The following is a 12,861-nucleotide window of genomic DNA, read 5'->3' as shown; positions in this document are numbered from 1 at the left end:
GCTCCGGCGGAGGTGGGCGTTATTCGAAGAGCTGCGGCGAGCCGCCGGTGTGAATGAACAGGATGTTTTCGGTGGGCGAGAAGCGTTTGGTGCGCGCGTAGTCGATCAGGCCCGCCGCCGCCTTGCCCGTGTAGACCTCATCGAGATAAATCCCCTCGGTGCGCGCGAACAGCTCCACGGCTTCGAGGCATTGTGGCGTGTTCTTGCGATAGCCGGCACCGACGTAGGCATCCTCGACCACGATTTTGGCGCGCGCCAGCGCCGCTGGATTCAACATCTGCTCGAGCACGCGGCGGACCTTGGGAATCTGCTCTTCCTTCGCGCGCGACACCGCCATGCCGATCACTTCGCCCGGCCAGCCGAGCAGCGCGGCGCCCGCGACCAAGCCCGCCTGCGTGCCCGCCGAGCCGGTGGCGTGGATGATTCGTGAGAACCGCAGTTGAGTGCGCTGCTCGTACTCCATGATCTCCTGCAGGCTGTGCACGTAGCCCAGCGAGCCCAGGCCGGTCGAGCCGCCGACGATCATTTGATAGGGATGGCGACCGCTCGCTCTGAGCGACTCCGCAAGCTCGTTGCAGGCCGCTTCCAGTACCGCGTCATCCTCGGTGTCGATGTGGGTCATGTGCGCGCCCGCGAGACGAGACAGGCGCAGGTTGCCCGTGTCGGCGTTGGGCACCGGGCCTGCGAGCACCAGATGCACGTCCATGCCGAGCGATGCGCCCGCCGCGGCGACCGTGCGACACCAGTTCGACTGGTTGCTGCCATTGGTGACCAGGCAATCGCAGCCCCGCCGGCGCGCATCGCTCAGCAAATATTCGAGCTTGCGGATCTTGTTGCCACCGAAGCCGAAGCCGGTGAGATCGTCCCGCTTGCAGTAGATGTTCGTCTCGAGCAACTCGCTCAACTGAGATAAACGATGCAGCGGCGTCGGCGCGAGCGCGAGGCTCAGGCGTTCGGGGGGCTGAAGGAGCAGGTCGGGATGGTAGAGCGTCGTCATGGCTGCTTTGATAGCAAAGCAGGCGGGGGCGCGACAACAGGGCGTCGCTGCCCGAGCGTCAGGATTTCTGAGGCTGGCGCCCGGAAGGCCGCAGTTCAGCGCCGGCGCTCGTATTCCGGCGCGAGCCCGCGCATGATGTTGAGCAGGCGTTTATAACTTTCGTAGCGACGCGCCGAGATCGTGTTGCCGGCGAGCGCGGCCAGCACGGCGCACCCCGGCTCGCGCAGATGCAGGCAGTTGTTGAATCTGCAGTCGTGCGCGAGCTTCAGCATTTCCGGCCAGCCCACCTGCACCATCGCATCTTCGACCGGCGGCGGCGCATAGTCGCGAACGCCGGGCGAGTCGATCAGCTCGCCACCACTTTCGAGACGAAACAACGCGGTCGAGACCGTCGTGTGCCGGCCTTCACCGGTCGAATCGGACAAGGATCGCGTGGCGCGCTCGGACTCGGGCGCGAGGCGATTGGTGAGCGTGGACTTGCCGACGCCGGATTGGCCGACGAGCATGGCACTGTGGTTGGCGAGCAGCTCGCGCACGGGCGCAACCGTCGGCTCGTTCTTCGCCGAGACACGTAGCACCGGATAGCCTGCGCGCTCGTAGTCGTTCACGCGCGCCTGGAACTCGGCATCCTCCGCACCTGGCAGCTCCGACTTGTTCACGATCAGCGCGCCCGAGATTCCTGCGAGCGCGGCGCCTGCGAGATACCGATCGGCGATGTAGAGATCCGGCTCGGGATTCGGCGCGACGATCACGATGATCAGTGACAGATTCGCCGCGAGCGGCTCGGTGCGTCCGCGACTGTCCGTGCGGGCAAACAACGATCGGCGAGGGGCGACGCTCACGACTTTTGCCACGTCGCCGCTGCTCTGGGACGGACCGCGAATCGTCACTTCATCGCCGCACACGCAGGTGAGTCGCTTGCCGAAGAGCTCGGCCGACATGCGCTCGCCGGCGTGGGTTTCGACGATGACGCGACGACCGAACGACTCGGTGACGCGTGCCGGCGCCTCAGCCGCCTCGCTCATGAGCGCGCTGTCGCCAGCGACTGCAGGCGCGAGATGCGCACGAGCGCGGGCGGATGCGAATCGTAGAAGGCCGAGTGCAGGCTGTCGGGCGTGAGCGTGCTCGCATTGTCTCGATGCAGTTTCACGAGCGCGCTCGCAAGCTCGCTTGCGTTCGCATGTTGAGCGGCGAATTCATCCGCCTCGAACTCGTGCTTGCGCGACCACCACGCACCGAGCGGCGTCAGGAAATACGTGAAGGCGGGCAGCACGAACATGAAGAGCAGCAGCGCTGCGTGCGTGGAGGGCGTGCTCACGCCGAGCGCCGCATAGAAGGCGGGCCAGCGCATCAGCGCATCGAGCAGCAGGAAGCCGAGCAGCGCCATCACGACCGACACGATCAGGCCCGAGCGAATGTGTTTCAGCCGGAAATGGCCGAGCTCGTGCGCGAGCACGGCCTCGACCTCAGCGACCTGTAAACGCTCGAGCAGGGTGTCGAAGAACACGATGCGCTTGTTGCGACCGATGCCGGTGAAATAGGCGTTGCCATGCGAGGAGCGGCGCGAGCCGTCCATCTTGAACACGCCCTTGGACTCGAAGCCGCAGCGTTGCAGGACCGCCTCGGTGCGCTGCTTGAGGGTTGCGTCGGTCACCGGCGTGAACTTGTTGAACATCGGCGCGAAGATCGCGGGGTACGCCCAGGTCATCAGCACGGAAAAACTCACCCACACCAGCCAGGCGTACAGCCACCACAGCGCGCCGGCCTGCTGCATCAGGTACAGGATCACGAACAGCAGCGGCGTGCCGAGCAGCAGCCCCAGCGCCAGGCTCTTGCACAAATCGGCGATATACAGCCCCGGCGTGGTGCGATTGAAGCCGAAGCGCGCCTCGATACCAAAAGTACGCCACAGAGACAGCGGCAGGCCGATGGCGCTCACTATCAGGAAAGTCGACAGGACGACGGCCGTGCCATGCCAGGTCGGCGACAGGCCCGCCGCCCGCCACGCGTGATCGATGCGATCGATGCCACCGCCCAGGGTGAGCGCCAGGGCGAGGGCCGCATCCAGCAACACATCCCAGCGGTTGAGGCTGGCGCGGGCGACCGTATAGTCCGCAGCCTTCTGGTGGGCCTCGAGGTCGATCTGCTGGGCGAAGGCCTCGGGCACCCGGCCGCGGTGCCGCCGCACGGCCGCGACCTGGCGCTGATTCAGCCAGCTGCGCGTCGCCGTGGAGGCGAGCAGCAGCAATAGAAACAATCCGGTAAACCAATGCATTGAAGTCTTTCCAATGGGTGCCGAGGCACACACAAAACTCGGGATCGGGCAGCCTGCCACGACCCTCGTGCGAGTTGGCAAAAGGTGCGACTTTTGCCGCTCGCCGCCGCCTGCGGCGGCGGGGTACATCCTTGTACCCGACGGGGAAGCCGATACGCCAGCTGTTATGATGTCCCATCAAATCTTTAATGCGCAGAGCGTACCGTGACCGACCGCGACCCGACCCGACTCATCTGGATCGATCTGGAAATGACGGGCCTGAAGCCCGACACCGACCACATCATCGAAATCGCCACCGTGGTCACCGACAAGCACCTGAACACCCTGGCCGAGGGGCCGGTCCTGGCCATCCATCAGTCGGATGAGACCCTGGACGCCATGGACGACTGGAACCGTCGCCAGCACGGCGCCTCGGGCCTCGCCGCCCGCGTGCGTGCCAGCACCATCACCGTCGAGGAGGCCGAGCGCCAGACGGTGGAGTTTCTGAGCCGCTGGATCGAGCCGGGCGTCTCGCCCATGTGCGGCAACAGCATCTGTCAGGACCGTCGCTTCATGGCACGCGAGATGCCGGCCCTGGAGCGGTATTTTCACTACCGCAACCTGGATGTGAGCACGCTGAAGGAGCTGGCGCGGCGCTGGTCGCCGGAGGTGTACAGCAGTTTCCAGAAGAGCTCGACGCACCTGGCGCTGGACGACATTCGCGATTCCATTCGCGAGCTGCAGCACTACCGGACGAACTTTCTGCGGGTTTGAGGACGGATTCGCGGCGGCAGGGATGCCTGCCGCCGCGACGTGACGACGTTACTTCGCGGCCACCGAGCCGCCCGCCAGGAACAGCCAGGTCTCGACCACGGTGTCGGGATTGAGCGAGATGCTCTCGATGCCTTGCTCGACCAGCCAGCGCGCGAGATCCGGATGATCCGAGGGGCCCTGGCCGCAGATACCCACGTACTTGCCTTGCCTGCGACAGGCGTCGATGGCGAGCTTCAGCAAGGCCTTCACCGCCTCATCACGCTCGTCGAACAGCTTGGCAATGATGGCCGAGTCGCGGTCCAGGCCGAGCGTGAGCTGGGTCATGTCGTTCGAGCCGATCGACATGCCGTCGAAAAACTGCAGATACTGATCGGCGAGCAGCGCGTTGGTCGGCAGCTCGCACATCATGATGACCTTCAGCCCGTTCTCGCCGCGCTTCAAGCCGTTCTGCGCGAGCAGTTGCGTGACGTGCTCGGCTTCCTTCACCGTACGTACGAAGGGCACCATCACCTGCACGTTGGTCAGGCCCATCTCTTCGCGCACGCGCTTCAACGCGCGGCATTCGAGCTCGAAGCAGGGACGGAACGTTTCATCCACGTAACGCGAGGCGCCGCGGAAGCCGAGCATCGGATTCTCTTCGTGCGGCTCGTACTGACGGCCGCCGATCAGATTCGCGTACTCGTTCGATTTGAAATCCGACATGCGCACGATCACCGGCTCCGGCGCGAACGCCGCGGCGATGGTCGCGATGCCTTCGCACAGCTTGTCGATGTAGAAGCTCACCGGATCCTTGTAACCATTCATCTGGCGACGGATGGTCTGCTGCAGATCCTTGGCGAGCGAGTCGAACTCGAGCAGCGCGCGCGGGTGCACGCCGATCATGCGATTGATGATGAATTCCAGACGCGCCAGACCCACGCCCTTGTGCGGAATGCCGGCGAAGTCGAAGGCACGGTCGGGGTTGCCGACGTTCATCATGATCTTGGTCTTGATGGGGGGCAGCGCATCCAGCTCGACGATTTTCTGTTCGAAGGGCAGGGCGCCCTCGTACACGAAGCCAGTGTCACCTTCGGCGCAGGAGACCGTCACTTCCATGCCTTCCTTGATCGTCTCGGTCGCATCGGTGCAGCCCACGACCGCGGGAATGCCGAGCTCGCGCGCGATGATGGCGGCGTGACAGGTGCGGCCACCGCGATTGGTCACGATGGCCGAGGCGCGCTTCATCACCGGCTCCCAATCCGGATCGGTCATGTCGGCGACCAGCACGTCGCCGCTCTGCACGCGAGTCATTTCTTTCACGTCGCGAATGATGCGGGCGGGGCCGGCGCCGATGCGCTGACCGATGGAGCGGCCGCTCGAGAGCACCTTGGATTTTTTCTTCAGCGAGTAGCGCTGCACGGTGCGGCCGGCGCGGCTCTGCACGGTCTCCGGACGCGCCTGCAGGATATAGATCTTGCCGGTCTCGCCGTCCTTGCCCCATTCGATGTCCATCGGGCAGCCGTAGTGCTGCTCGATGATGAGCGCCTGCTTGGCGAGCTCCAGAATGTCGGCATCATCGATCGAGAAGCGGTTGCGATCCTCGGTTGCGACATCGACGGTCTTCACGCGCTCGCCGCTGCCCGGCTCGCCGTAGACCATCTTGATCGCCTTGGCGCCGAGCGTACGGCGCAGGATGGGCGCGTGGCCCGACTTCAGCGTCGGCTTGTAGACATAGAACTCATCGGGATTCACCGCGCCCTGCACGACGGTCTCGCCGAGGCCGTAGGAGGCCGTGATGAACACGACGTTGCGGAAGCCTGAGTCGGTATCGAGCGTGAACATCACGCCGCTTGCGCCCACGTCGGAGCGGCACATGTACTGGATGCCGGCGGAGAGGGCGACCACGTCGTGGGCGAAGCCCTGGTGCACGCGATAGGCGATGGCGCGATCGTTGTAGAGCGAGGCGAACACTTCGTGCACGCACTTGATCAGCGCTTCCTTGCCGCGCACGTTCAGGAATGTTTCCTGCTGGCCGGCGAAGGAGGCGTCCGGCAGATCCTCGGCGGTGGCGGAGGAGCGGACCGCGACCGCGACATCGCGACCCTCGCCCATGCGCTCGTAGCCGGCGAGAATTTCTTTCTCGAGCTGCGGCGGGAACGGCGTGGAGAGAATCCATTGCCGGATCTTCGCGCCCACCTCGGTGAGCTTCTCCACGTCATCGACATCGAGCGTGGCGAGCTCCTTGGAGATGCGCTCGGCCAGCCCCTCGTGCTTGAGGAAGTCCCGATACGCCTGCGCGGTGGTCGCGTAGCCGGTCGGCACGCTCACGCCCATCTTGGCCAGATGGCTGATCATCTCGCCGAGTGAGGAGTTTTTGCCGCCGACGGTGTCGACATCGTGGCGTCCGAGCTGTTCGAAGGGTACTGTGTAAGCGGTCAAGGGCGGTCCTCGTAGACACTCGAGCGATGTACTTAGCCCCGGGATTTTAACCGCAATACGCGATGGCGCGTGAGTCTTGGCGACAGAAGAATGGAAAGACGAACGGTTTTTTTTGTGTCCGACCAGACCGGCGTGACCGCCGAGACCATGGGGCACAGCCTGCTGACGCAGTTCGATGGGCAGGCATTTCGGCAGGTGACTCTGCCATTTATCTCCACTGTTGACAAGGCGGAGGAGGCGGTTCGTCGCATCAACGCGACGGGTGAGACGGAAGGCGTCCGGCCCGTGATTTTCAGTACTTTGGTACAGGAGGACCTGCGCGAGATCATCAAGCGCGCCAACGGCCTGTTCCTGGATTTCTTCGACGCCTTCATGGGGCCGCTGGAGATGGAGCTGAAGATCAAGTCCTCGCGCGCGCAGGGCAAGGCGCATGGCATGCAGGACCTCGGCGCCTACACCACGCGCATCAACGCCACCAACTTCGCGCTCGCCAACGATGACGGCGCTGTCACGCGCGACTACGAGCGCGCCGATCTGATCCTGGTCGGCGTTTCGCGCACCGGTAAAACGCCAACCTGCCTGTACCTGGCCTTGCAGTACGGCGTGTTCGGCGCCAATTATCCATTCGCTGACGAGGAGCTCGAGACCGGGCGTCTGCCGGCGGCGCTGATCAAGCATCAGCGCAAGCTGTACGGTCTCACCATCGCGCCGGAACGTCTGCAACAGATCCGCAACGAGCGCCGGCCCAACAGCAACTACTCCTCACCCTCACAAGTGGACTTCGAAGTGCGCACCGCCGAGGCGATCTTTCGTCGCTACGACATTCCATGCATCAACACCACCGAATGTTCCATCGAGGAGATCGCGAGCCGCATTCTCGACCGGACGGGCGTGGAGCGTCGGCTGCGTCCTTGAGCCCTTGCAAGCGAGCCGAAGTGCCCACACATGGCACGCATGTCGCATGTATTGGAACTGCGTGGATGACACATGAATTGCCCCGTGACGCAAGTCACACACCACTGGCAGTAGTGCGAAACTGCTGTGCTATATTCGGACCATGTCGATAGACCTTACAGCAAGCGATGTGAATTGCCCCGTCAGCTGGCGCTCCCGTCCGGGCAGCTTCGTCAGCTTGATGTCGCTGTATGAGAGCAATTACATCCGTCTTGCCTGGCTGGTGCCGGACGTGGAGCGCGCGGCGGCCACGCAGATTTCCGTGGTGGACGGCGATTGTCCGTTGCATCTGGCGATCGAAGAGCGCAGCCGCTACACGACCACGCTGCGGCTCACCTATGTGTTCGACGATGAAGCCGGGCCGCTGGCCGATCCGGATCTGCTGATCCGCGTGTATCGCGATGCGCGGCTCGCCGAAGTGCAGGCGTGCGCGCGCTGGCATCGTCATGCGATGCTCGAATCGCTGCGCTCGCAGCTGGCACGCGATCTGGGCGATCGCTGGCTGCGCAACGTCATGCTCAACAAATGGCTCGATTATTGCGTCGAGCGTGGTCATCACTTCCCCGCGTTGACAGCCACCTGAGGAAGCTCGGATGTATCGACTTCCCCGACTTCGGCAAGTGGCAGCTGGGTGAAATGCTTCGCTGATCAGAGCCGAAATCGACGAGTGGTAATCAACTCTCCCTGAACGTCCTTCCCTTTGCCCGTACCGGGCTCGCTATGGAATTCTCCGACCGGCTGAGCAATCTGCGCCAGCTCCTCGCGCCGGGCGCGCGTCCCCCTGCTGAAGATGAGCGGCTGCTGCAGCTCTATTGGAATCGCGCCGAGCTGAAGAAAGAGCTGTCGCGGCTGCAGGATGAGCGTCACAAGCTGATCGAGCAGCTGAACAAACACGAAGCCAGTTACGTTCGTCACAGCGAGCAGCTGTTGCAGCTCGAAGAATTTCTGGGCAATCCGGAGACTGGCCCGCACGGCTTGGTTTATTTCCAATTGCGTTCGCTGTGGCGCGCCTCGTCGGCGAAAGTCGCACGCTTCGCGCAACAGCTGCAGCAGCAACAGGCCGATCGTGAGCAGCGTCGTCACGTCTTGGAATTCGATCGCGCGCGTCGTCAACAGCTCGCCGATTTCGATCGACGGATCGCGACCGCGCGCTCGCGCGCCGACATGATGGAAGCGCAGCTGAAGCTGCAGGACGTGAAACTCGAGAAGATGCGCGGCTTCTGGAACTACGCGCGTCGCCGGCGCCTGAGCGAGGAGATCGCGACCGAGCGTGAACAATGGGATCTTGCGGCCACCGAAGTCACCGATCTCAGCGATGACCGCAATACGCTCGAAGACCGGGCCGCACCGGCCTTCGAGGGAATCTCCATCGACGGCCGTCGCATCGTCAATACCGCGGTGATCGCCTATGCGCAACAGCTGGTCGTGACGCTGTCCGGCGGCGGCCTCGCGGTGCTCGCGAAGGAGACGACCACCAAGCGCGTGTTCGATATGAAATATGGCACGCGCGAGGAATGCTCGCGGCTGATGATGTTGTTGCGCGAGGCGCTCGCCATCGTCAAAAACGAAAAAGACGATCTCGGTGGATTGAAGGAGCGCACCGATGCGTTACGGGCAGTGGTCTCTTATCGCAGCGATGCGGACACGGTGCCGCTGACGGACTCGATCGGTACGTTGCCGGTTGCCGTGACGCTGGTGTCGGGGCTCGAGACGGGCAACAAGGACAAGGCGGGCGTGAACGTCCTGGTGGACGATTACTGGGATCTGTATCAGGCGCTGCTGCAATGAGCAGCGCCTGAGGTTGCTCGTTTAGCGGTTAGTTCCGGGTCGAATCCGACCGGTCGCCCTGGGCCTTCAGGCGCGACAGATACAGATTGCTCATGCCGCTCAAGTCCGCGGCGATCTCGACCGTCTCATCCAGCACCGCATCGGGCGGCTCCTGACCGGTCAGGTCGGCGAGCTTCGCGACCGGCGGCTGACCACGCAGCTTGCGACGCTCATTCTCGCGGGCGAGTCGTTCCGTCTCCATCTGCTCGCGCTCGGCGACGCGCGTCTTCAGGTTCAGCGACAGCTTCTTCTGGGTGCGCACCTTCTCGAACGCGTCGAGGTCGGCGAGCAGCGAGCGGTAGTCCGGCGCGGTCGCGATGCGCTGCTCGTGCGATTGCTCGAGCGCGGCGATGGCCGGGGTCAGCTGACCTTCCTTGTTGAATTCCGCCGGACGAATGCGATCCCAGGGCAGGGCGCTTTCACGCGTGCTCTCACCGACTTCCTCGGGGCTGATGGCCGTCGGCATCGAGATGTCCGGCTGCACGCCGCGGTGCTGGGTGCTCTCGCCCGTCACGCGGTAGTACTTGCCGATGGTGACGGTGAGCTGGCCGAAGCCCGGATCGGGACCGAGCGCATACCGATCCAGCGGATACAGGTTCTGCACCGAGCCTTTGCCGTAGGTCTGTTGGCCGACGATGATGCCGCGGCCGTAGTCCTGAATCGCCGCTGCGAAGATCTCCGAGGCCGACGCGCTGTAGCGATCGACCAGCACGATCATCGGGCCGTCCCAAGCGGTGGCCGGTTCCGGATCATCCAGCACTTCGACGCGACCACCGGTCTCGCGCAGCTGCACGATGGGGCCGGCCGGAATGAACAGGCCCGACAACGCGGTCGCTTCGGTCAGATGACCGCCGCCGTTACCGCGCAGATCCATGATCAGCGCGTCCATCTTCTCGGCCTTCAATTCGGTGAGCAGCTTCTGCACGTCGCGCGTGGTGCTGCGATAGTCCTTGGCGCCGGAGGATTTGGCTTCGAAGTCCTGATAGAAGCTCGGCACGTTGATCACGCCGACCTTCATCTCACGATCGCCGCGCTTGATGGTGTGCACTTCCTTCTGCGCGGCCTGGGCGTCGAGCGACACCTTGTTACGCTGCAGTTCCAGCACCTTCTCCGGGGAGCCGGGCGCGGCGCCCGCGGGCAGGATGTTGAGGCGCACGGTGGTGCCGACCTTGCCGCGGATGATCTGAACCACGTCATCCAGGCGCCAGCCGATCACGTCGACCATCTTGCCGTTCTTGCCTTCACCGACCGCGATGATGCGATCGTTGGCGCCGAGCGTGCCGTTGATGGCCGCCGGGCCGCCGGGCAGCACGTTGAGCACGGTCACGTAGTCGTCGACCAGCTGCAGCGAGGCACCGATGCCTTCGTACGACAGGCTCATCTGAATGCGGTACTCCTCGGAATTGCGCGGCGAGAAGTAGCTCGAGTGCGGATCGAAGACGTGCGCGAACGCATTCATGAACACTTCGAAGATGTCGTCGCTGGTCACCTGCTCGGTGCGCTTGACCACGCGCTCATAGCGCTTCTGCAGGATGTCCTTGGTTTCCGGCCAGGTCTTTTCGGTGAGCATCAGGGACACCGCGTCGTTCTTCACGCGACGGCGCCAGATGTCGTTCAGCTCCTCGGGAGTCTTGGCCCACGGCGCCTTGGCGCGATCGAACTCGAAGGATTCATCGACGGTGAAGTCCGGCTCGGTCTTGAGCAGGTCCACGGCGTATTTCACGCGCTCCTTGTTGCGCTGCTGGAAGCGATTGAAGATCGCGAACACGGGCTCGAGCTGACCGTTCACCACGGCGTCGTCGAGCTGATAACGATAGCGCTCGAACTCGGCGATGTCGGAGGCGAGGAAGTAGCTGCGGCTGCCATCGAGCTGTTCGATGAAACGGTCCAGCACCAGCGAGGACACCGGGTCGTTGATCGGCGACTGGCGGTAATGCGAGCGCTCGATCACGTTGCTCACCAGCTTGCTGACGCGTCGCTGGCGCTCGGTGGGGGAGAGTTCCTGCGGGTTCGCGGTCGCGACCGCCTTGGCAACCGGCGCCTGCGCCGTGCCGGCCAGTAACGCACAGACCACCAGCAGCGCGGGCAAGCTGAAAATCAACGTGGTGCGCCGCTGCTTGGCGGGTTCGTGCGAGGGCGACTGATACACTGTTTCACATCCTCATCAGGGGGAGGGGGCCGTGGCCATTGAGGCGGGCCGGTCCCGATTTCGACCTAAACCTTCAACCGCAAGCAAGGCAGGACAGATCCATTCTATGGGCAAGGCTAGAGAGACGCTGCACTCCGATCAAGTACGGACCCATCGTGGGTTGCATGAACTTAACACGCACGGTCGCGGGAGCCGCTCATGAGACCCCTCGCCGTCCTGAACGCCATCATCTTTGGGTCGGCGGCCGCCATTACGTTCGGCCTGCTGGGTGTGGTGGTCATTTTCCTGGTCCTCAAGGGGAGCAACCCGGCAATGGGCAGCGAGTTCCCCGCGCTCCTGCGCAGTAGCGGGGTCTTCCTGGTGCTCGCGGCGGTCTCCGGCGCGAGCCTGCTCGGACTGCTCAAGACCCTGAAATGGCGCTGGCTGGCGCAGCTGGCGATGTGGGCGGTGGTCGCCGGCATCGCGGCGCTGTACTGGCCGGAATGACGATCTAGACTGCGGCCGCGCCGCCGGTTTTACCCCCGAATCTGCCGGAGGGAAAACCCTCAAGGTGGCGCTGGGGAGATCCTCTGGGCGCCTAACGGCGGATGACCCGTTCCCAGGCCTTGCCGCGCTCGAAGGAACCGCTGTTGTATGGATCGAAGCCACTCTTAGCCTTGTTCACCTTGTCGGCATGGATGCCGCGCTTGGCATTGCCGACGACAAGCGGACGTTTCGCGGGCGGAGCGGGGGTATCGGAGATCCGCGGCGCGACTCGCGCGGGCGGTTCTGTCTCTTTCACCTTCCGGCCGCCGAATAACCGGGCCAGCCACATACTGCAGTTCTTCCCAACGAAAAAAGTGTAAAGAAAACCAACAGATTCTTTTTAATATCAACCGCTTGCAGCGTACACGCCGAGCTTCGGCGGGTGCCGGTTCTTCACTGGGAATTGTGAGCTGCGTCACGAATCCCTGTGAATGAACTTCGCGCCCGCGCGCTGGGCGGATTCGATCGACTCAATCCCCACCCATGCGTGGCTCGACGCGCGCGGGACGCCTGGCTTCCTTTTCCTTGGGCGGCGGCGCGCGGCGTGGCGGCGGCGGTTCGTCGTCGTCGAGGGAGGGACGTTCGACGCCGTCGGCCTTCACGCCGATGAAGATCGCGCGCATCAGATAGATGAGCAGCAGTGGTCCGAGCGCGATGGTCCAGGCGCGCCCGGAGCCGCCGGCCAGATCGCCGAAGAAATCGCTATAGAACGTGCCGAGGCTGGCGTTCTCTCCATAGGGACCGAGCAGGGCGCCGCCGACCCAGTAGATCAGCGCGGGCAGCACGAACAGGCCGAGGGCCAGCCACAGACTGCCGAAGATCAGCTCGAAGCGCAGTCGATGCGTGCGGGGTTGCTCCTCGGAGACATCGTCCTCGTTATGGGCTGCGGCGTTCATGCGGGCCTGTGCAGATAAATTGGCGCGCATCTTGGCGACTAGTCCCCCGGCTCGCAACAGCTATCAT

12 protein-coding genes are annotated in these 12,861 nt (G+C 63.9%); 5 read left to right on the top strand and 7 right to left on the bottom strand.

What is annotated here, in order from left to right; all coding sequences use genetic code 11:
- Nucleotides 1-19: 19 nt before the first annotated feature.
- From EKO19_RS16395 to EKO19_RS16385, 3 genes are all read right to left on the bottom strand, one after another.
- Nucleotides 20-997: a D-cysteine desulfhydrase family protein gene (locus tag EKO19_RS16395; protein WP_129777544.1), complete on the bottom strand. Its 978-nt coding sequence runs from the start codon at nucleotides 995-997 to the stop codon at nucleotides 20-22.
- A gap of 95 nt (nucleotides 998-1,092) precedes the next feature.
- A complete protein-coding gene (rsgA, locus tag EKO19_RS16390) occupies nucleotides 1,093-2,022 on the bottom strand; it encodes a ribosome small subunit-dependent GTPase A (RefSeq protein WP_129777543.1) in 930 nt (309 codons plus the stop codon).
- The gene (locus EKO19_RS16385) at nucleotides 2,019-3,272 is read right to left on the bottom strand and encodes a M48 family metallopeptidase (RefSeq protein WP_129777542.1); all 1,254 of its coding nucleotides are present in this window, start codon (nucleotides 3,270-3,272) and stop codon (nucleotides 2,019-2,021) included. The genes rsgA and EKO19_RS16385 overlap by 4 nt, the downstream gene beginning before the upstream one ends.
- A gap of 204 nt (nucleotides 3,273-3,476) precedes the next feature.
- Between EKO19_RS16385 and orn the strand changes: the two genes are divergently transcribed.
- Nucleotides 3,477-4,025 carry an oligoribonuclease gene (gene orn / locus EKO19_RS16380; protein ID WP_129777541.1) on the top strand — a complete coding sequence of 183 codons (549 nt, stop codon included), beginning with the start codon at nucleotides 3,477-3,479 and terminating at the stop codon, nucleotides 4,023-4,025.
- A gap of 48 nt (nucleotides 4,026-4,073) precedes the next feature.
- On the opposite strand, the gene ppsA is transcribed toward orn, so the two are convergent.
- On the bottom strand, nucleotides 4,074-6,443 hold the full coding sequence (gene ppsA, locus EKO19_RS16375; protein WP_129777540.1) for a phosphoenolpyruvate synthase: 2,370 nt from the start codon (nucleotides 6,441-6,443) through the stop codon (nucleotides 4,074-4,076).
- A 90-nt stretch (nucleotides 6,444-6,533) separates the two neighbouring features.
- Here ppsA and ppsR point away from each other — a divergent pair, with 90 nt between their 5' ends.
- The 3 genes from ppsR (at nucleotide 6,534) to EKO19_RS16360 (ending at nucleotide 9,185) form a co-directional block, all read left to right on the top strand.
- Entirely contained in the window at nucleotides 6,534-7,358 is an 825-nt protein-coding gene (ppsR, locus tag EKO19_RS16370; RefSeq protein WP_129777539.1) for a posphoenolpyruvate synthetase regulatory kinase/phosphorylase PpsR, read from the top strand.
- Nucleotides 7,359-7,527: 169 nt separating this feature from the next.
- Nucleotides 7,528-7,980 carry a DUF1249 domain-containing protein gene (locus EKO19_RS16365; RefSeq protein ID WP_217705406.1) on the top strand — a complete coding sequence of 151 codons (453 nt, stop codon included), beginning with the start codon at nucleotides 7,528-7,530 and terminating at the stop codon, nucleotides 7,978-7,980.
- A 137-nt stretch (nucleotides 7,981-8,117) separates the two neighbouring features.
- On the top strand, nucleotides 8,118-9,185 hold the full coding sequence (locus EKO19_RS16360) for a hypothetical protein (protein ID WP_129777537.1): 1,068 nt from the start codon (nucleotides 8,118-8,120) through the stop codon (nucleotides 9,183-9,185).
- A 28-nt stretch (nucleotides 9,186-9,213) separates the two neighbouring features.
- On the opposite strand, the gene EKO19_RS16355 is transcribed toward EKO19_RS16360, so the two are convergent.
- Complete coding sequence (locus tag EKO19_RS16355) at nucleotides 9,214-11,373, bottom strand: carboxy terminal-processing peptidase (protein ID WP_129777536.1); 2,160 nt, start codon at nucleotides 11,371-11,373, stop codon at nucleotides 9,214-9,216.
- A 198-nt stretch (nucleotides 11,374-11,571) separates the two neighbouring features.
- On the opposite strand from EKO19_RS16355, the gene EKO19_RS16350 reads away from it, so the two are divergent.
- Complete coding sequence (locus tag EKO19_RS16350; RefSeq protein WP_129777535.1) at nucleotides 11,572-11,859, top strand: hypothetical protein; 288 nt, start codon at nucleotides 11,572-11,574, stop codon at nucleotides 11,857-11,859.
- 91 nt (nucleotides 11,860-11,950) lie between these two features.
- On the opposite strand, the gene EKO19_RS16345 is transcribed toward EKO19_RS16350, so the two are convergent.
- Nucleotides 11,951-12,187, bottom strand: a complete 237-nt coding sequence (locus EKO19_RS16345) for a hypothetical protein (RefSeq protein WP_129777534.1) — start codon at nucleotides 12,185-12,187, stop codon at nucleotides 11,951-11,953.
- A 181-nt stretch (nucleotides 12,188-12,368) separates the two neighbouring features.
- Nucleotides 12,369-12,794: a hypothetical protein gene (locus EKO19_RS16340; RefSeq protein WP_129777533.1), complete on the bottom strand. Its 426-nt coding sequence runs from the start codon at nucleotides 12,792-12,794 to the stop codon at nucleotides 12,369-12,371.
- Nucleotides 12,795-12,861 lie beyond the last annotated feature (67 nt).

Origin of the sequence: Peristeroidobacter soli (assembly GCF_004138485.1) — a bacterium.
Classification (GTDB): domain Bacteria; phylum Pseudomonadota; class Gammaproteobacteria; order Steroidobacterales; family Steroidobacteraceae; genus Steroidobacter; species Steroidobacter soli.
The sequence above is the reverse complement of the archived record's forward strand: the minus strand, read 5'-3'. Positions and strand labels throughout refer to the sequence as shown.